This window comes from Pollutimonas nitritireducens (assembly GCF_002849615.1).
GTDB classification, from domain to species: domain Bacteria; phylum Pseudomonadota; class Gammaproteobacteria; order Burkholderiales; family Burkholderiaceae_B; genus Pollutimonas; species Pollutimonas nitritireducens.
In genome coordinates, this window is the sequence record NZ_PDNV01000003.1 from 82,320 (window position 1) to 101,608 (window position 19,289).

The 19,289-nt window shown below is 57.9% G+C and carries 19 protein-coding genes; 13 read left to right on the top strand and 6 right to left on the bottom strand.

The genetic code is table 11. The features are described from left to right. Window positions 1-24: 24 nt before the first annotated feature. Complete coding sequence (locus CR155_RS04855) at window positions 25-477, top strand: Lrp/AsnC family transcriptional regulator (RefSeq protein WP_102068877.1); 453 nt, start codon at window positions 25-27, stop codon at window positions 475-477. Here the strand turns inward: CR155_RS04855 and CR155_RS04860 are convergent, their stop codons facing one another. Beyond that, window positions 478-918, bottom strand: a complete 441-nt coding sequence (locus CR155_RS04860; RefSeq protein WP_102068878.1) for a CopD family copper resistance protein — start codon at window positions 916-918, stop codon at window positions 478-480. Window positions 919-1,165: 247 nt separating this feature from the next. On the opposite strand from CR155_RS04860, the gene CR155_RS04865 reads away from it, so the two are divergent. Beyond that, window positions 1,166-1,663 carry a hypothetical protein gene (locus CR155_RS04865; RefSeq protein ID WP_102068879.1) on the top strand — a complete coding sequence of 166 codons (498 nt, stop codon included), beginning with the start codon at window positions 1,166-1,168 and terminating at the stop codon, window positions 1,661-1,663. A gap of 28 nt (window positions 1,664-1,691) precedes the next feature. Here CR155_RS04865 and gltX read toward each other — a convergent pair whose 3' ends face one another. After that, window positions 1,692-3,101 (bottom strand): glutamate--tRNA ligase, encoded by a 1,410-nt coding sequence (gene gltX / locus CR155_RS04870; protein ID WP_102068880.1) that lies wholly within the window; start codon window positions 3,099-3,101, stop codon window positions 1,692-1,694. A gap of 107 nt (window positions 3,102-3,208) precedes the next feature. On the opposite strand from gltX, the gene CR155_RS04875 reads away from it, so the two are divergent. Then, window positions 3,209-5,680 carry a bifunctional acetate--CoA ligase family protein/GNAT family N-acetyltransferase gene (locus tag CR155_RS04875; protein ID WP_102068881.1) on the top strand — a complete coding sequence of 824 codons (2,472 nt, stop codon included), beginning with the start codon at window positions 3,209-3,211 and terminating at the stop codon, window positions 5,678-5,680. 2 nt (window positions 5,681-5,682) lie between these two features. On the opposite strand, the gene CR155_RS04880 is transcribed toward CR155_RS04875, so the two are convergent. Then, the gene (locus CR155_RS04880) at window positions 5,683-6,354 is read right to left on the bottom strand and encodes an alpha/beta hydrolase (protein ID WP_102068882.1); all 672 of its coding nucleotides are present in this window, start codon (window positions 6,352-6,354) and stop codon (window positions 5,683-5,685) included. After that, window positions 6,351-6,908 carry a ribosome biogenesis factor YjgA gene (yjgA, locus tag CR155_RS04885; protein ID WP_102069145.1) on the bottom strand — a complete coding sequence of 186 codons (558 nt, stop codon included), beginning with the start codon at window positions 6,906-6,908 and terminating at the stop codon, window positions 6,351-6,353. The genes CR155_RS04880 and yjgA overlap by 4 nt, the downstream gene beginning before the upstream one ends. 60 nt (window positions 6,909-6,968) lie before the next feature. Between yjgA and pmbA the strand changes: the two genes are divergently transcribed. The 7 genes from pmbA to erpA all read left to right on the top strand — a co-directional run bounded on the left by pmbA (window position 6,969) and on the right by erpA (window position 13,220). Continuing rightward, window positions 6,969-8,339: a metalloprotease PmbA gene (gene pmbA / locus CR155_RS04890; protein ID WP_102068883.1), complete on the top strand. Its 1,371-nt coding sequence runs from the start codon at window positions 6,969-6,971 to the stop codon at window positions 8,337-8,339. Between the two features lie 141 nt (window positions 8,340-8,480). Beyond that, window positions 8,481-9,581, top strand: coding sequence for a TRAP transporter substrate-binding protein (locus CR155_RS04895; protein ID WP_102068884.1), 1,101 nt, complete (start codon window positions 8,481-8,483; stop codon window positions 9,579-9,581). A 336-nt stretch (window positions 9,582-9,917) separates the two neighbouring features. After that, window positions 9,918-10,346: a 50S ribosomal protein L13 gene (rplM, locus tag CR155_RS04900; protein WP_073102702.1), complete on the top strand. Its 429-nt coding sequence runs from the start codon at window positions 9,918-9,920 to the stop codon at window positions 10,344-10,346. 9 nt (window positions 10,347-10,355) lie between these two features. Then, window positions 10,356-10,748 carry a 30S ribosomal protein S9 gene (gene rpsI, locus CR155_RS04905; RefSeq protein ID WP_102068885.1) on the top strand — a complete coding sequence of 131 codons (393 nt, stop codon included), beginning with the start codon at window positions 10,356-10,358 and terminating at the stop codon, window positions 10,746-10,748. 160 nt (window positions 10,749-10,908) lie between these two features. After that, a complete protein-coding gene (argC, locus tag CR155_RS04910) occupies window positions 10,909-11,973 on the top strand; it encodes an N-acetyl-gamma-glutamyl-phosphate reductase (RefSeq protein WP_102068886.1) in 1,065 nt (354 codons plus the stop codon). 136 nt (window positions 11,974-12,109) lie between these two features. Then, on the top strand, window positions 12,110-12,793 hold the full coding sequence (locus tag CR155_RS04915) for a DUF6776 family protein (protein WP_233213911.1): 684 nt from the start codon (window positions 12,110-12,112) through the stop codon (window positions 12,791-12,793). A 58-nt stretch (window positions 12,794-12,851) separates the two neighbouring features. Then, window positions 12,852-13,220 carry an iron-sulfur cluster insertion protein ErpA gene (gene erpA, locus CR155_RS04920; RefSeq protein ID WP_102068888.1) on the top strand — a complete coding sequence of 123 codons (369 nt, stop codon included), beginning with the start codon at window positions 12,852-12,854 and terminating at the stop codon, window positions 13,218-13,220. Between the two features lie 37 nt (window positions 13,221-13,257). On the opposite strand, the gene CR155_RS04925 is transcribed toward erpA, so the two are convergent. Together CR155_RS04925 and CR155_RS04930 are read right to left on the bottom strand one after the other, a co-directional pair. Continuing rightward, on the bottom strand, window positions 13,258-14,367 hold the full coding sequence (locus CR155_RS04925; RefSeq protein ID WP_102068889.1) for an anhydro-N-acetylmuramic acid kinase: 1,110 nt from the start codon (window positions 14,365-14,367) through the stop codon (window positions 13,258-13,260). Between the two features lie 32 nt (window positions 14,368-14,399). Next, window positions 14,400-15,773 carry a M23 family metallopeptidase gene (locus CR155_RS04930; protein WP_102068890.1) on the bottom strand — a complete coding sequence of 458 codons (1,374 nt, stop codon included), beginning with the start codon at window positions 15,771-15,773 and terminating at the stop codon, window positions 14,400-14,402. 245 nt (window positions 15,774-16,018) lie between these two features. Here CR155_RS04930 and tyrS point away from each other — a divergent pair, with 245 nt between their 5' ends. The 3 genes from tyrS (at window position 16,019) to glyA (ending at window position 19,267) form a co-directional block, all read left to right on the top strand. Continuing rightward, window positions 16,019-17,248, top strand: coding sequence for a tyrosine--tRNA ligase (tyrS, locus tag CR155_RS04935; RefSeq protein ID WP_102068891.1), 1,230 nt, complete (start codon window positions 16,019-16,021; stop codon window positions 17,246-17,248). Window positions 17,249-17,272: 24 nt separating this feature from the next. Next, window positions 17,273-17,908, top strand: a complete 636-nt coding sequence (locus CR155_RS04940; protein ID WP_102068892.1) for a YbhB/YbcL family Raf kinase inhibitor-like protein — start codon at window positions 17,273-17,275, stop codon at window positions 17,906-17,908. 114 nt (window positions 17,909-18,022) lie between these two features. Then, the gene (gene glyA, locus CR155_RS04945) at window positions 18,023-19,267 is read left to right on the top strand and encodes a serine hydroxymethyltransferase (protein ID WP_102068893.1); all 1,245 of its coding nucleotides are present in this window, start codon (window positions 18,023-18,025) and stop codon (window positions 19,265-19,267) included. Window positions 19,268-19,289: the final 22 nt, after the last annotated feature.

The following is a 19,289-nucleotide window of genomic DNA, read 5'->3' on the forward strand; positions in this document are numbered from 1 at the left end:
CGTTTATTTCGCGCAGAGGGAAATATGGATAAAACTGATATAAAAATCCTTCGGGAACTGCAAAAAGAAGGGCGCGCGTCAGCGCAGCAGTTGTCCGACGCCGTGGGGTTGTCCGCCGCGCCCGTGTGGCGTCGTGTCAAGGCACTCGAGGCCAGCAAGGTCATTCAGGGGTACTACGCCAAGGTGGATCGCCACAAGGTCGGGTTGCAAGGCTGCATGTTTGCGCAGATCAGCCTGGAAAGGCACTCGGCGGAAATTGTCGAGAACTTTGAGCGATCGGTGCGCGATGCGCCTGAAATACTGGAATGCTATGCCGTGACCGGCGATTCGGATTTCCTGCTGAAGATAGTGGTGCCCAGTCCCGAGGCCTACGATAGCTTCCTGCATCGATTCTTATTCAATTTGCCGGGCCTGCGCCAGACGCGAACCATAGTCGCGCTGCGTGAAATCAAGCACGACGTAAGGTTGCCGCTGTGATCACCAGTTGAGGTAAAGCATGGCTTTGGCCAGCAGCACGATAGCGATCATGTGGGTGAATACACTGGTGTGTATGCGCTGGACGTAGCGCGTCTTCAAGAGACCTTTGCTGCCCAGCACCATGGCGGTGATGAAGTGGCCAAACACACTAAGCGCGAGGACAATCTTTATGGTGAGCATCGTACCGAAAGCGCTGTCGAAGGGATGAGCCAGGACGCCGCGGTAGTGCCATGCCATGCCAATGCCGGCGCTGTACAGCACAAGCAAAGTCCACGGCATGATTTGCCGTGCACGCTTGCCAATGGCGCGCTCGACTTCCCGCATGGCGTCGCGAGAGACGTGCTTGCGTATGCCTTCCAGCATAAGGACTTCAAAGAAGACAGTGCCTACGAATATGAAGGCCGCAAACAAATGCAGGGTGATCAGGACGGAATAGGGCATTGATGGGCTCCTGGCGCGACAAGGTGGCGTGCCCGCCAGCGGCGTCGCCGACGAGGTCGGCGTGTAGATGGCAAACGACGGCAGGTATTGTAAGGTCAGGCGTGTGTATCCCCCGTTGATTCCGCATGGGCCGTGTGGATTCTCGCGTGTGGTGTCATGATTTTCCGGGTGCCGCCATTTCGGCGGGCCCGTTTTCCGGCGTTGCGGCTAAAATCGTGAACGTTTTGCGTTTAAAGGAAGGTCTCCTATGTACGATTTGCTGCTTCGTCCACGTCCTCTGATGGCCGGGCTGGCCACTGCGGTCTTTCTGGCCGGCTGCGCCGCGCCTGTTACGGCCCCGCCCACACCGCCGACGAAGACGGTGCCAAAGTGCGTAGCCGCCGCAATGGGCGAACCGCTGATCGGCAACTGGCTAAGCGTACGCAAACAGAAGGGCGTGGCCGGCGAGCTTCGTACCCTCATCACCCTGAATGCCGACGGCACCATGGCATACACCGAGCAATTGAAGCGAGGCAAGAATCCATCGCAAGGTCTGGAAGAGGCTGGGTGCTGGCGCCGCGACAAGAAGATGCTGGTCCTCCAGACGCTGGAATCCAATGGCGCCCCCGTGAACCTGGACGATCCGATTTACACAAATCGCTACACCGTCGTTTCGTCCAGTGCCACCGCCCTGACCGTCAAAAGCCAGGATGCCACCCGCATTACGGCCAGGCGCATGTCGCCCGGATATCGTCTGCCGTTTTAATGCCGCAGTCCGGGCCGCAACCGTCGAATCAGACTGCGGCGAGCCGTTCCAGTACTCGGTCTTTACCCAGAACGGCAAGCACGGCGCCAATGGCGGGCGTCTGCTTCTGGCCGGTAACGGCAAGCCGCAAGGGAATGGCCAGCTTGGGCATCTTGACGCCATGTTCGGCCAGTTGTGCTTTGATCAGGGCGTCCAATGATTCCGGCGTCCATTCGGGCAAGGACCGCGCCCGCTCTTCGAAGTGGCTTAACAGGGCTCTTGCCTGTGCATCCAGATGCTCGGTACGCAGTTCGGCGGAGGCCGGCGTGTAGGGACCACAAAAAAGCATGGCGCCCTCGGCCAGCTGGTTCAGGGTCTCGGCGCGGTCTTTCAGCAGGGCCATCACCGCGTGCAGGTCGACGGCCAGCGGATCGCCATTCAGTTCACGTATGCGGGGCGCGACCCGCCCGGCCAGATCCGCGTCGCTGCTGTTTTTAATGTATTGGGCATTCACCCAGTTCAGCTTCTTGGGGTCCCACTGCGCGGCTGATTTCGTCAGGTTGCGCGTATCGAACCACTCGACCAATTGTTCACGAGTGAACAGTTCATCGTTGCCGTGGCTCCAACCCAGGCGGGCGAGGTAGTTGACCATGGCTTCTGGCAGATAACCCTCTTTGTCGTAGTCCATCACATTCACCGCGCCATGCCGCTTCGAGAGCTTTTCACCATCGGGACCCAGAATCATGGGAACGTGCCCATATTCAGGCAAGGTGGCGCCGAGCGCGCGTAGAATATTGATTTGTCGCGGGGTATTGTTCACGTGATCGTCACCGCGCAATACATGGGTGATCTTCATGTCCCAGTCATCCACAACGACGCAGAAGTTGTAGGTGGGGGTGCCATCGGGCCTTGCTATGACCAGGTCATCGAGTTCGCTGTTATCGAAGCTGATCTGCCCCTTGACCAGGTCATTCCACCCGGTGACGCCATCCAGCGGATTCTTGAAGCGCACCACTGGCTTGCGGTCGGCTGGAACGGCGGGCAAGGTTTTACCGGTCTCCGGCCGCCATGTGCCGTCATAGCGCGGTTTCAACCCAGCGGCACGAGCTTTCTCGCGCATGGCTTCGACTTCTTCGGAGCTGCTGTAGCAGTAGTAGGCTTTACCTTGGTCCAGCATGTACCGTACGACCTCGCGGTAGCGGTCCATGCGCTGCATCTGGTAGAAAGGACCTTCGTCGGGCTGCATGTCTAGCCAGGCCATGCTGTCCAGGATGGCCTGGACGGCTTCCGGGGTGGAGCGTTCTAGGTCGGTGTCTTCGATGCGCAGTATGAAGGTGCCTTTGTGATGGCGCGCGAACGCCCACGAAAACAGGGCGGTGCGGGCTCCACCCAAATGCAGGTAACCCGTTGGGGAAGGGGCGAAGCGAGTGCGAACGGCAGAAGAAGTGGACGTGGTCATGGTAAGTCGTTAGGCTTGGCATGTGGCGGTATGCACCGCATGCACAGGAAAATGGCAAGACGCCTATTTTAGAGTACACAACATTTTTCGCTTGAACCGGATAAAGTATGCCGCGACATCGCCTTACAGCATTGTTCGAACCCCGATCGCTTTTGGTGCTTTCAGATCGCCCCCTGCCCATCGTGCACAGCGTGCCACGTTCGCTGCAGAATACAATCACAATCATCGACGTCGATCCCGGCCAGCCCATCGAATTGTTCCAGGTTCTCAATGGAGTGGGCGAGGGATGTCGCGTTGATCAGGTATTGCTTTGTATCGCCCCTCGGCGCCTGCCCGAGGCCCTTGCGGCCATCAAGCCTTTCCGACCCCGGTGCCTGACCGTCTTGCCCCACCACACCCCATCCGACGATCCGGTCGAAGACATGGTCTTTTGCCGGACGTGGGGCCAGCTAAACGACTGCATGGTGCTTGGTCCGCGTTCATTCGGCGTGCAGCGGCCGCATCTTGGCATGAACCTCAGCCACGAAGCGCACGTGGGTCTGGGTGGGCGCGTCGCGCTGGTGGCGCAATCCCGATCCATCACCGCATCCGTCCTCGATTGGGCCGAGGACGTCAGGCTGGGTTTTTCGGCAGTGGTGTCGGTGGGGGACGAAACCACTATCGATGTCGCCGAGACGCTCGACTACCTGGCGATGGACCCTCGCACCGACAGTATTGCGCTGTATCTTGAAGAAACTTCGTCATCGCGACGCTTCACCAGCGCGCTGCGCGCCGCGGCAAGCGTCAAACCGGTAATCGTGCTCAAGGTCGGTCACAACGCCGACGCGGCTTCCACTGAAGACACCATTTTCAATGTGCTGTTGCGTCGGGCAGGCGCCGTACGCATCCGCTATTTTGTGCAGTTGTTTTCCGCCATCAAAGTTCTGGCCTATACGCAACATCCACGCGGCCGCAAGATTGCGCTGTTCTCCAACGGCGACGGTGCGGCCCAACTGGCGCTCGATGTCATGGGTGATACCCAGTCCGTATTCCGGGCCGCCTTGGGGCAGCCCAGCATCACCGCCCTGGACCAACTATTGGAAGTCGGCGCAAAATGCCGCAATCCGGTTGTCAGCTTTGCTCCGTTGACGCCAGAGAAAGTGGCTCAAGTCATTCGTATACTGGTCGCTGATGTCGGCGTCGATGGGGTGCTGGTGTTGCTCGCGCCTGATCCGCTGTCAGACCTGCAAGGCGTGGCAAGGCAGCTGGCGGAGATATCGCCGCATTCGCGCAAACCCATCATTACCTGCTTCATGGGAGACGCGACGATGCGGGCACTGCGCCATATTCTCGACAGTGCCGGGACCCCTGCGTTCCGTACTCCGGAATCGGCCGCGAACGCTTTCGGAATACTCGCGTCCTACCACTACAACCAGAGGCTGTCGCAACAGATCCTGCCGCCCGAAGCATTAAGCAAACCGCCTCGGCTTGATGAAGCGCATGCGCTGGTGCGCAGTATCCAAAGCAAGCGCCGGCGCATTCTGACCGACCAGGAGTGCCGTGAGCTGCTGGAGTGTTTTCATGTACCTTTGCACTATGCTTTAGACGATGACGCGATCTCGCAGGGCGAAGCGGGGGACCGTCTCCCACTGGCGATCAAGGTCCAGCGCGACGCGAAGTTCGGGCCCTACATCACCTTTGGTTCCGGAGGGCAGGACGCCCTTGTCGCGGGTGCCTATAGTTCAATTGAGCTTCCGCCATTGAACAGTTATCTGGCCCGCCAGCTCATCTTGCGCAGCAGCGTGTGGCAGCAGAGGCTCTCACGCCATTCGACGCCGGCGGCGTTCGAACTCCTTCAAGAAACCCTGGAGCGCATTTCCGAACTCACCAGCGAGCTGCCCTCGCTGGACTCATTGATTATTGATCCGATGTACGTTGACGACATGCAGGCCGTCGCACATTCCGTACGCATCGAGCTTACCAGTCAATCGATGCTCGTGTTGCCTGAAACGACTGGCTACCGGCATATGGCCATTCATCCCTATCCTCGCCGCCTGGTGCAGTCCAAGGCATTCAAGGATGGCAGTCCCTGGCTGTTGCGGCCGATACGTCCGGAAGACGCCGAGCCTTTGCAGGAGTTTGTGCGCGGGCTTTCGGACGAAGCGCGGTACATGCGTTTCGTTTCCATGATGCGTGAACTTACTCCACGCATGCTGGCGCGCTACACCCGTATCGACTACGACCGGGAACTGGCGTTGGTAGCTACCGTGCAGGTGCCCAACCCCGAGCACCGCGGCCATCCCCACGAACAAATAATCGGGTTTGCGCATTATTTGCGCAATGCCGATGGCCGTGGTGCTGAATACGCGCTGGTCATCGGCGACGCATGGCAGCGTCGCGGCCTGGGTGCCCAGCTGATGCGCGGCCTGATCGAAGCGGCGCAATACCAGGGCCTTACCTATATAGATGGGGTCGTGCTGGCGACGAACCGTCCCATGCTGAGCCTGATGAAGCACCTTGGGTTCCAGAATGACTACGATGCCGAAGATCCCACCATGCGTCGGGTATGGCTGGATTTGGGCGAAACCCGTCGCTCCTGACCTTAAATCAGCACCTTGCGCAAGAACGCCGCGATATCGGCGATTTCTTCAAGGCATACGGAATGTTGCATGGGGTAGGTGTGCCATTCAACCTCATAGCCAAGTTCGACTAGCTTCTGACGGGTCGCTTGGGCGCGGGGGAATACGACCACGGGATCGCTGGTGCCGTGTGCCAGGAAAATAGGGGTGTCCTGGTTAGCCGCATGTCGTTCGGCGTCGAACAGGCTTGCCAAGGGCAGGTAACCTGACAAGCCAATGATGCCTGCCAACTTGCTGTCCAGGCGCAAGCCGGTTTGCAATGCCATGGCGCAGCCCTGCGAGAAACCGGCCAGAACGATTTTTTCGCTTGGAATTCCTCGCTGGTTTTCACGTTGGATCAGTGCCTGCACGGCCGCCTGCGACGCGCGCAACCCTTGTTCATCTTCACGCGAGACGGCACCTGGAATGAAAATGTCATACCAGGCGCGCATGGCCATGCCATTGTTGATCGTGACCGGCTGCACGGGCGCGTGGGGGAATATGAAGCGGACAGGAGGGACGTCCTGCAATCCCAGTTCCGGCACCAGTGGGGCGAAGTCGTGGCCGTCTGCGCCCAAGCCATGCAGCCAGATCACCGCCAGACCGGGATTCGTCCCAGTTTCGATTTCAAGGCTTTCAAGTAGGGTTGAGCTCATTTTTGTTCCGTTGAGTCGTTGAGCGCTTTGATGGCCTGGAACAACGCGCGATAGTGCTTGCGTTGCGGATCCTGGCCGGCATGTAGCGCGGCGTTGGTTTGCGCTTCCTTGCGGCTGGCGCGTATCAGTGTACGGAGATGTTGAACATCCGCGCCGGGATAGGCGTCAAGCAAGCCTGTCAGTGCGTCGTCGTCTTTAATCAGCAGTTCCCGCAACGCTTCAATCCGGTGCATGGCCAGCGTTTCTTCACGCGAGCCATTCTCCCAGATGTCGAGCTGCGTGCGGATGGCATTGGCATCGGCGTGTCGCATCAGTTTGCCGACGTAATGGATTTGCCGGCGAAGACCTTCGCGGCTGGTGGTGCGCTGCGCCTGCCGGACGGCTTCGTATAGACTTTCAGACAAGGGCAGTTGCTTGAGCCGGTCGGTGGACAGCTCGACCAATTTTTTGCCCAGGTCCTGCAACTCGAGCATGTCCCGCTTGATTTGCGATTTGCTGGGCCTGTCGTAGCCGTGATCAGCCGGTTCGTCGGTATTTTCGGGAATGTTTGGCATGGGAATCAAAAAAGTGTTCTTTAATTGGCTATGATAACCGTCTAACCTGAAAGAGCAGCAATGAGCGACCAACCCACATCTTATCTACCTATATCCGAAAACCAGACCCGTTTCCGGGAGTTGGTCAGCGATGCACTGAAACACGCAAAATCCCTCGGTGCTTCGGACGCGGCAGCGGAAATTTCCGAGAGCCGCGGTCTTTCCGTATCGGTACGCCGCAAAGACATCGAGACAGTGGAGCAGACCAGGGACCGTTCACTGGACCTTACGGTGTTCGCCGGTAATCGGCGCGGCTCGGCCTCGACTTCCGACTTTTCGGCGCAGGCCATCCGCGAGACGGTCGAGGCCGCGTGGCACATTGCCCGCTACACGGCGGAAGATCCCGCCGCAGGCCTGCCTGACGCCGACCAGTTGGCGACTTCCGGCTATCCCGACCTGCAGTTGCACCATCCATGGGATATTGCGGCCGAAGACGCGGCCGAGCTGGCCATTCAGGCCGAGCGTGCGGCGCACGCCACCAGCCGACTGATCACGAACACGGACGGAGCGTCGGTCGATACCTACGAAGGTCACTTCGTGTTGGGCAATAGCCGCGGCTTCATGGGGGGCTACCCTTACTCTCGACATAGTCTTTCCGTTGCGCCTATCGCCGGCCGGGGCGGCAATATGCAACGGGATCATTGGTACACATCGGCCCGCGCGCCCGAGCATTTGTCCGATCCAGCGGCGGTTGGACGCTACGCAGCCGAACGCACGCTGTCGCGCATGTCAGCCAGGCGTATCAAGACCGGCCGGTTTCCAGTTCTGTTCGAGGCGCCGCTGGCCGTCGGCCTGATAGGTGCCTTGGTACAGGCGACCAGTGGCGGGGCCTTGTACCGGAAGGCCAGTTTCCTGCTGGATTCCCTCGGCAAGCCCATATTGTCCGACCATATCGATATTGCGGAAGATCCCCATATCCTCGGTGCCATGGGCAGCTCGCCCTTCGATAGCGAAGGGGTGCGCACCCAGCCGCGCGATGTCGTCACTGCCGGCGTGTTGAACGGCTATTTCCTGTCCACCTACACGGCGCGCAAACTCGGCATGTCGACCACCGGCAATGCAGGCGGCTCTCATAATCTGCGGCTGGAATCGCGACTTACCCAACCCACCGACGACTTCCGCGCAATGCTCGGGAAGCTCGGCACGGGATTTCTTGTCACAGAACTCATCGGCCAGGGCGTCAACTATGTCAGTGGCGATTATTCTCGTGGCGCCTTTGGCTACTGGGTTGAAAATGGCGAGATCCGTCATGCCGTCCAGGAAATTACCATTGCGGGCAATCTGGCCGATATGTTCCGCCAAATCGTCGCCGTGGGGGCCGATACAATCACGCGCGGTTCCAAAACGACCGGGTCCATCCTGATCGAGCAGATGTCAATTGCAGGACAGTAGTTGCAGGTCAGAGGTTTGCGACCACCCCGTCGCCAAAGGATGCTCAGGGTTTTACCCGCGTTACAGGGTTTGCAACGCGGTGTAATATTCTGAGTGGAATTTTTACCGTAAAAAATAATCGAATGCCGAAAGGAGCTTTTAATGCAGCGTCGTTCATTTCTTAAGAAAGCAGGGCTTGGCGCCATGGCCGGATCGGCTGTTGTGGCCGCACCCGTATTTGCGCAAAGCAATCCCAAGATCAGTTGGAAAATGACGTCGACCTACGGGCCTTCGACGCCTGCGCTCTACAACACGGCGCAGACGTTTTGCAAGATGGTTGAAGAGGCCAGCGATGGAAACTTTTCCATCCGCCTGTATCCGGTCGGCGAAATCGTGCCAGGTTTCGGCGTCATGGACGCGGTGGGCAACCGTACGGTGGAATGCGGGCAAACGGCTTCGTACTACTACTACGGCAAGGATCCTTCCTTCTGTTTCGACACGGCCGTGCCCTTCGGCCTGAATGCCCGCCAGATGTATTCGTGGATGCACGAGGGCGACGGTCTCAAGCTGACGCGTGAACTCTTCGCGCCGCGTCATATCATTAACTTTCCTCTGGGTAACACCGGCACGCAGATGGGCGGTTGGTATCGCAAGGAAATCAAATCCGTCGCCGACCTCCAGGGGCTGAAGATGCGTACCGCCGGCTTTGCGGGCGAAGTGCTCTCACGCATGGGCGTCGTGCCCCAGCAAATTCCGCCGGGCGATATCTATCCTTCGCTTGAAAAGGGTACGCTGGACGCCGTCGAATTCGTCGGACCCGTCGACGACGAAAAGTTGGGCTTTCAAAAAGTGGCCAAGTATTACTACTATCCCGGTTGGTGGGAAGGCTCGGCGCAGGTTTCCCTCTATGTGAACGACGAAGCCTTGAACAGCTTGCCGAAAAGTTATCAGTCCCTGGTCGAAATCGCGTCGCGCGCCGCCGGCGGCCAGATGCTCGCTACCTACGATGCCCAAAATCCTGCGGCACTGCGTCGCTTGATAGGCGCTGGCGCCATTCTCAAGGCCTTCCCGCGTGACGTCATGGACGCTTCCTTCAAGGCTTCTAACGAACTCTACAAAGAGTTCAGCGACAAAAACGCTATGTTCAAGAAAATCCACGACAACTATATGGGCTTCCGTGACAGCCTGGTACCATGGTTCCGTGTCGCTGAAGGTTCTTACGACAACTACCTGGGTATTGCCCTGGCCAGCCAGAAAAAGTAACTCCAGATCGCGGCCATGAAGCCGCCATCCAGTTGTGTGCCCCAAAAAGCCAGACAACATGTCCGTGCTTTTTGGGGCTTTTTTATGATTATGCGATGTCGATCCCGGCTTTGCAGTCGAAACTTTGACGGGCGCTCCCCGAGCGTGGCGTGTTAGCCGCTGGCCGTGCACCGTCGTGAAAACTCGGCGTATTGAAAATAGGTACGAGTGTGTTAAGATTATGGGCTTTTCTGACTGATTTGCACGGGCGAAGTACAACGCTTAGGCATCGTTGTCATCAGAAATTGCAGTCTGACGAATGTTCGACAGGCTTATTTTGAATATTTAGGAACCATCATGAAGACCTTTGTGGCCAAGCCGCAGGAAGTCCAACGTGACTGGTACGTGATTGACGCCAAGGGCAAAGTCCTCGGTCGTGTGGCCAGCGAAGTCGCACGTCGTTTGCGCGGCAAGCATAAGCCAGAATTCACGCCCCACGTTGACACCGGCGATTACATCGTCATTATCAATGCTTCGGAAATTGTTGTCACCGGCAACAAGGCCCAAGACAAAAAATACTATCGCCACTCGGGATACCCCGGCGGCGTTACTGAAACCACCTTCGAGAAAATGCAACAGCGTTTTCCTGGTCGTGCCATCCAGAAAGCCGTAAAAGGCATGCTGCCCAAAGGGCCGCTGGGTTACGCAATGGCCAAGAAGCTCAAGGTTTATGCCGGCGCCGAGCATCCTCATTCAGCTCAGCAGCCCAAACCGCTGGAATTCTAAGGATAGGTCATGATCGGTAATTGGAATTATGGAACAGGTCGCCGCAAAACGTCGGTGGCTCGCGTGTTCTTGAAGAAAGGTACTGGCAAGATTGTCGTCAACGGCAAACCCGTCGACGAATATTTTGCTCGTGAAACCGGACGCATGGTCGTTCGCCAACCATTGGCGCTGACCAACCACCTTGAATCGTTCGACTTCCATGTCAACGTTCACGGTGGCGGCGAAAGCGGCCAGGCCGGCGCGGTCCGCCACGGTATCACCCGTGCGCTTATCGACTACGACGAATCATTGAAATCGCCGCTTAAACACGCCGGTTTCGTGACTCGCGATGCCCGGGAAGTCGAACGTAAGAAAGTCGGTTTCCACAAAGCACGTCGTCGGAAACAGTTCAGCAAACGTTAATCGTTGCTGCGCGCAAGGCCTCGGCCTTGCAAATACAAAGCCCCGGCCAAAGTCGGGGCTTTGTATTTGCAGGCGCAAGTTTATCAGGGGTATTTACCTGCAATTGGCAAGCTTGTTGCATAATTGTGTGGTTGATGTTTTATATTTTTGGGAAATCATTATGACTTCGGCAGGCGCGGCACGGATCAAGATAGGCATTGTGGGCGGTACTGGCTATACGGGCGTAGAACTACTGCGCCTCTTGTCTCAGCATCCCAATGCACAGCTCACGGCAATCACCTCCCGCAAAGAAGACGGTATGCCGGTGGCCGATATGTTCCCCAACTTGCGCGGCCGGGTCGATTTGTGTTTTCAAACACCCGAGAAAGCAAACCTCGACGATTGCGATGTCGTTTTTTTTGCGACACCCCATGGCGTTGCCATGAGTCAGGCTGAAAGCCTGATCAAGCAGAATGTGCGCATCATCGACCTGGCCGCCGATTTTCGCCTGCAGGACACCGAGGTATTCGAGCGCTGGTACAAAATGCCGCATTCCTGCCCGGCTATTCTGAAAGAGTCGGTATATGGCCTGGTCGAACTCAACCGCGAAAAGATTGCCAGTGCGCAGGTTATCGGCAACCCTGGCTGTTACCCCACTACGGTGTTATTGGGCCTGGCTCCGCTCATCCAGGACGGTCGGCGCCTTATCGACACATCCCACATAATTGCCGACTGCAAGTCCGGAGTTTCGGGTGCAGGACGCAAGGCAGAGGTCAGTACTCTGTTTTCTGAAGCCAGCGACAACTTCAAGGCCTACGGCGTGGCTGGTCACCGGCATCATCCCGAAATTTCAGAACAATTGAAGCTGCTGGCGGGCGGACCGGTCGGACTGCTGTTCGTGCCTCATCTGGTTCCCATGATCCGCGGCATGTTTTCCACCTTGTACGCGCGTATTCTGCCTGAGGCGCTCGACACCGATTTCCAGGCTTTGTTCGAACAGCGTTATGCCAACGAAACCTTCGTCGACGTCATGCCAGCCGGCAGCCTGCCGGAAACCCGATCCGTGCGTGCATCCAATCATCTGCGAATCGCGGTGCATCGGCCCGATGGCGGCGATCAACTCGTCATTCTGGTCACGCAGGACAATCTCGTGAAAGGCGCGTCGGGCCAGGCGGTCCAGAACATGAACCTCATGTTCGGCCTGCCTGAATCCACCGGTCTTGACCACGTTGCCATCCTGCCGTAACAATATTCCCCACCGGGTGCCGGAACTCAATGCTCCTGGTGGGGTCTGTTCAAACATGAAGAACAGCGTCGCAGCTTCCGCAAAGGCGGTCCACAATCCGTTGGACGCTCACACAAAACACACACACGCAGCACCCTTGTCGCGCTGGCTTGTGGCAATGTCGCTGGCGGCAGGCATGGTTATTGGTGCCGGCGCAGCCTGGTTCTGGTTTAATCATCAGCAACGCCAGCAATCCGATTCCGACCTTCATACGCTCGAGCTTGCGCTGAATGAGAGCCGGGCCGCGTTGGAACAGGCTCATGCGCAAATCGATACCATGCAAGGGCGGTTAGTTGTGGAAGAAAGCACGCGCAATGGCTTGGAGGCTTCCTTGCTTGCCAGCCAGGCTGAATTGGGCCTGGCCCGGGACAAGCTCGCATTTTTCGACCAGCTGATGCCCCCGGGGCCCGCAGGGTCGGTCAGCATTCGGGCGCTTGATATCGAGCCGCAAGGCCCCATCTTGCAATATAGGGTTCTGCTCATGCGCAATGGGTCAGACGAAACACCGTTCAAAGGTCTGATGCAGTTCGTGGCCAAAGGAAATCAGCAGGGGCGGGCGGTCACTGTAACGCTACAGGCGGCGCAACTGCCCGACAGCCCATCGACAGCCGGCAATGATGCCGCGATTAACGGCTTCGAATTGAATTTTGATCAGTTTCAGCGTGGCGGTGGCTTCCTGAGTCTGCCCCAGGGGTTCACGCCGCAGACCGTCACGCTCAACGTGCTGGAAGGCAATACGGTTCGTGTGTCCCGCACGGTCAATTTATCGGCGGCGAATTAGCCTGCCGGTGTTATAGTTGTTTATTGTGCAGCCCTTATGGCTGCCACGGAGTACCTTCATGAATACCCTTGCCCAATCCATAGACCTGCAAGCCCCACCAACGCCCATCCTTTTTACTGATGCGGCGGCGGCCAAGGTCAAAGACCTTTTGACTGAAGAAGGCAACCCCGAGCTCAAGTTGCGCGTATTCGTGCAGGGCGGCGGCTGTTCCGGTTTTCAGTATGGGTTTACATTCGATGAAACCATCAACGACGACGACACGACCATTGACAAGGAAGGCGTGCAGTTACTGGTGGATCCCATGAGCTTCCAGTATCTGGTTGGCGCAGAGATCGACTACAAAGACGATCTCGAGGGATCGCAGTTCGTCATACGTAATCCCAATGCCAACTCCACCTGCGGTTGCGGGTCTTCGTTCGCGCCCTGATTCAGTTGTGCCATGCGGCCTGTGGCCGCCTGTTGCATCAGGCGGGGTACCGGCAGCCCAGTATCGTAGCGTGGCGCGCGCCGGTTACGCTGGGTAAGCCAGCCGGATAACCTTCAACGTGAGCCCGGGCCAACCACGCAAACGCCAATGCCTCGACCTGCTGTACCGGCACACCAACCTCGGTCGTGCTTTGTAGCGGGCATGGCAAGGCTGCCTGCAGGTCGCGCATCAGCCCCTCATTAAGAGCCCCGCCCCCGCATACGAGCACATCACGTGTCTCTGGCGCATACCGCGCAATAGCTTGGGCGACCGTCACGGCGGTAAGCTTCTGCAGGGTTGCCTGAATGTCACTGGTCGACAGCACATGATTGCTGCCAAAGGCCTCAAGTCGTTGCGACAACCACGCCCAATTGAAAAGATCCCTGCCTGTGGATTTAGGTGGAGGACGTTCGAACCACGGTTCGCTATCCAGCAGGAACTGAAGCAGGAGACCATGGGCTCGGCCGCTGCCAGCCCACGCACCGCCGGCATCGAAAGTCTGGCCTGTGCTGGCGCGTATCCACAGATCGAGCAATACGTTGGCAGGGCCGGTGTCGAAGCCGCGTACCTGACCGGCATTGTCCAGCAAGGTTACGTTCGCAATGCCTCCCAGGTTCAGGACGGCGCGCGGCTGTGGGCCGGAAAACATGGCTTGGTGAAAGGCCGGGACCAGCGGCGCTCCCTGGCCACCGGCAGCCACATCGCGGGAACGGAAGTCGGCGATGACATCGATGCCGGTGCGATCGGCCAGTAACGCTGCGGCGTTGATCTGCACGGTATATCCGGCGGCAGGATCGTGCCTCACGGTTTGTCCATGGGCGCCAATGGCGCAAATACACTCAGGCATTAGGGCCGCCTGCGCAAGCACGTCTTGTGTTGCGCGGCTGTAAAGCTCAGCCAATGCATTGGCTGCCACCGCAGCCCGGGCCAATTCATTGTGGCCCGCCATATTCAGGGACAGGAATTCCTCGCGCAGGGCGTCAGGCATGGGTAGCGACGCCGCTGCCAATATGATCGGCCGCTGCGGCACGGTGAAGTCGGCCAGCACGGCGTCTACGCCGTCGGTGCTGGTGCCGGACATCAGGCCGATGAACAGGGGCGACGACATGGCTGGGTCCGCTTGCGCAAATGCCGACCGTATCAACGGGCGGCGACCTTGGTATCGTCGCTGCTCTGCAGGTCAGCAAGAAAATGAATGTGCTCGCGATACTGGGCCACCGTGCGTTCGAAGGTCTTGAGCTGATCGCTGTCGAGCTTGCGTGCAACGGGCAGATCGACTGAGAGCGGATCTATTTGCTTGTTGTTTACCCTGAATTCGTAATGCAGATGCGGCCCTGTCGCCCACCCGGTTGAACCCACGTAGCCGATCAGATCGCCTTGACTTACCTTGTCGCCTTTCTTGAGACCTTTGGCGAATCGCGACTGGTGGGCATATAACGTAGTGAACTGGTCGTGATGTTTCAGGATTACTGTGTTGCCATAGCCACTCTGCGTGCCAATGAAGTCCACCACGCCATCTGCCGTGGCATGTATGGGTGTGCCCGACGTGGCGGCATAATCGACGCCTTTGTGGCCGCGCCACCCGCCATGTACGGGGTGCTTGCGCATGCCGAATGTGGAGCTGATGCGCGAAAACTTCAGGGCGGTGCGCAGGAAAGCACCTTTGAGGCTGCTTCCTTCGAAATCGTAATAACTGCCCGATGATCCGCCCGGGGCGTACCACACCGCTTCGTAGGCCTTGCCTTTATTGATGAACTCAAGCGCCACAATCTTGCCGACGCCTATCTCGCGGCCTTCGTGTGAAAAAGACTCATAGATGATGCGAAAGCGGTCACCCCGCCGCAGGTCCTGGAGAAAGTCGATTTTGCTACCCAGGATTTCGGTCATCTGCATTGTGATGGCATCGGGTATGTCGGCTTCGTCGGTGGCGCCAAACAGCGAGGTTTGGATTTCACTTTCCGCGATGCGGGTTTGTACATCCGCCGGGCGACTGTGCTCGGTGGCGTCGAATTTTCCATCGCCAATGGCTGAAACCTCAAGCCACTTGGATACGATGCCGGTCTTTTCCTTGGATCCCGGGGTGTGGTTGTAGCGCAGCCATACCAGGTTTCCTTCCGCGTCGACGGCGGCTTGCACTGTGCGCCCCGGATACAGCTTGTAGATAGAGCGGGCCGACTTGTCCTGAACCAGGAATTGCTGCAGGCCTTTTTCTTGGATGCGCAGGCGTTGCAGAAGCGCTGCCAGCGTGTCGCCGCGGCGAATCTGGGTTTCGCTGACGAAACGGGCCCGTTCATCGGCTGCAACCTGCGGAAAAGGTGTTGGAAGCGCCAGGCTTTGGTGTGCCTGGTAAACCATGGGGATGTCAGTCGGTTGCACAACGGCCAGTGCGGCTGCGCCGGCAAACAGGCCAAGGGCTACGAAGACGAGGCCGTTGCGGATGAAGTGGTGGGGCTTGCGATGGGCACGAAGGGTGTCACGATACGAGGGAGTGCCAGGTGTCCCTTTTTTGAACATATAACCAAACCTAGAAATGCGCTGCTGAATTCGAAGATGTATCCGGTGTGAGTCGACCATGCCAACATCGCCACTGGAAAATGAGTACCCGTAATTTCGGGATTGGACGCTCTGATAAGATGATGCTGAGCATCGTTTTCGGATGGACCCACAGCCATGCGGAGTCCGCGCCCGCACGTTATGCTAGCGTATTAGACTCAATTTTTCGAGCATTTTTTTGTATTTCCTCTTATAAAGCGTTTTATATGCCGTCCTCCGAACCCTCAATTACCCCACAAGTCGAAGCCGACCTCCTTGTCGCGAAACGAGGCTGCAGCGAGCTATTGGTCGAGTCCGAATTCGTCAGGAAGCTGGTGCGCAGCCATGCCACGGGGACTCCCTTGCGCATCAAGCTGGGGTTGGATCCCACCGCACCAGACATACATCTGGGCCATACGGTGGTGCTGAATAAGATGCGGCAATTGCAGGATCTCGGGCATTCAGTCATTTTCCTCATTGGCGACTTCACTTCCATGATCGGCGACCCCAGCGGGCGCAATGCCACGCGCCCCCCGCTGACGGCCGAGCAGATCCATGAAAATGCCAAAACTTATTATGCGCAGGCCAGTATGGTGCTCGATCCCGCTCGAACCGAGATCCGGTATAACTCCGAATGGTGCGATCCCCTCGGTGCGCGCGGCATGATCCAGTTGGCGTCCCGCTATACGGTTGCCCGCATGATGGAGCGCGAGGACTTTACCCGCCGCTTCAAGGGCGGCATACCCATTTCGGTGCACGAGTTCCTGTACCCTCTCATGCAAGGCTACGATTCGGTTGCGCTCAAAGCCGACCTCGAGCTCGGCGGGACCGACCAGAAATTCAACCTCCTCGTAGGACGCGAGCTTCAGAAAGAATATGGCCAGGAGCCGCAGTGCATATTGACCATGCCATTGCTGGAGGGCACCGACGGCGTCGATAAAATGTCGAAGTCCAAGGGAAACTACATAGGCATCACCGAGGCGCCCGACTCCATGTTCGGCAAGCTCATGTCCATTTCCGATACCCTGATGTGGAAGTATTTCGAACTATTGTCGTTCCGCTCTATGGACGATATCGCAGGATTACAGCAGCAGGTAAAAGACGGCATGAATCCGCGTGACGCGAAAGTCGCGCTGGCCCAGGAGATAGTCTCCCGATTTCATACTCAGCAGGCTGCGCGCGATGCGCAGGCTTCTTTCGAGGCGCGCTTTCGCGACGGCGCAATTCCGGACGATATGCCAGAGATACAGGTCGCCTCGGCACCGCTGGGCATCTTGAAGGTATTGCGCGAGGCCGGACTGGTGGTGTCGGGTGCGGAAGCCCAGCGTAACGTCGAGCAGGGCGGGGTGCGGATCAACGGAGACCGCATCGACGACAAGGCCTTGCAACTTGATGCTGGCATTTATGTCATACAAGTGGGCAAACGTAAATTTGCCCGAGTCACATTAACGGGCTGATCACCCTAACCGGCAGGAGTTCTAATGCAACTTACCAGTGAATCGTTCAACGACCAAGGAACCATCCCGGAGCGCAACGCTTTTGCCAAACCAGACGGGCAGAATCACGTCATGCTGGCGGGAAATGCCAACCCGCATCTTGCCTGGACGGACGCGCCGGCTGCGACGCAGTCGTTCGTGGTGATATGTGTCGATCCCGATGCACCCAGCAAACCCGACGACGTCAACCAGGAGGATCGCGAAGTGCCTGCCGACCTGCCGCGTACCGACTTTCACCACTGGGTACTGGTCGACATTCCGCCCAATACCGTCGAAATACCGGAGGGTGCGTACTCTAACGGAATCACCCCGCGAGGCAAAGCGGGCCCCCTTGCGCTCGATGGCACGCGCCAGGGCGTCAATGACTACACCAGCTGGTTTGCAGCGGACCGCGACATGAATGGGGATTACTTCGGCTACGACGGCCCATGCCCGCCATGGAACGACGCGATACCGCATCGCTATATATTTACCGTCTATGCACTTGACATCAGCGAACTGCCTTTCGAAGGTAAGTTCAATGCCCACGACGCCATCCAGGCTATCCAGGGACATGTTCTGGCTCAGGCCTCCATTATGGGTACCTATACCCTGAACCAGCGCCTGCTCCAGAAATCATAGGGCCTACCCCGTCGCCAGGACGCACGGGAACGTCCCTGGCGACCGCGGGCGCTTGCGTATTCGCGCTAGAATATGCGTTCGTTTCAACCGCCAAAATCATATACAGGATAGCTAATGTTCGATCGCTCACGTACCCTTGATCAAGTCGATGCCGAAGTATGGGCCGCCGTTCAGAAAGAAAACGTTCGCCAGGAACAGCATATCGAATTGATTGCGTCTGAAAACTACACCAGCCCCGCAGTGATGCAGGCTCAGGGTACGCAGCTGACCAACAAGTATGCCGAAGGTTATCCTGGCAAGCGCTACTATGGCGGCTGCGAATACGTCGATATCGTCGAACAGCTGGCCATTGACCGCCTCAAGGAAATCTTCGGCGCGGAAGCGGCCAATGTCCAACCGAATTCCGGTTCGCAAGCCAACCAGGGCGTCTACATGGCGGTGCTCAAACCCGGCGATACGGTCCTGGGCATGAGCTTGGCCGAAGGCGGGCACCTTACGCACGGTTCTCCGGTCAACGCATCGGGCAAACTGTATAACTTCCTGTCCTATGGCCTGGATGCAAACGAAGAGCTCGATTATGAACAGCTCGAACAGCTTGCCAAGGAACACAAGCCCAAGCTCATCGTGGGCGGGGCGTCCGCGTATTCCCTGCGCATCGATTTTGAACGCATGGCACGCATCGCGCACGATAACGGAGCCCTGTTCATGGTGGATATTGCCCATTACGCTGGGTTGGTGGCAGGTGGTGCTTATCCCAATCCTGTGCCGCATGCCGATTTCGTCACGTCGACGACGCACAAATCATTGCGCGGTCCACGCGGCGGCGTCATCATGATGAAGGCTGAATTCGAGAAAATAATCAATTCGGCCATATTCCCTGGCATACAGGGCGGCCCGCTCATGCATGTCATTGCAGGCAAGGCCGTTGCGTTCAAAGAAGCCCTCGAACCCGAATTCAAAACCTATGCCGCGCAGGTCGTCAAGAACGCCGACGTGCTTGCCCGCACATTGGTCAAGCGCGGGCTGCGCATCGTCTCCGGTCGTACCGAAAGCCACCTCATGCTGGTGGATCTGCGTGCCAAGGGCATCACTGGCAAAGAAGCCGAAGCGGTGCTGGGCCAGGCGCATATCACGGTCAACAAGAATGCGATTCCAAACGATCCGGAAAAACCTTTCGTCACCAGCGGCATTCGGCTGGGTACGCCGGCCATGACGACACGCGGCTTCAAAGAGGCCGAGGCCGAACTAACCGGCAATCTGATCGCCGACGTGCTTGATAATCCGCGCGATGAAGCCTCCGTTGCCAGCGTGCGCCAACGTGTCAACGAACTGACGGCGCGCCTGCCGGTGTACCGTTAATACAGGGACAGCCCCGGTTGCA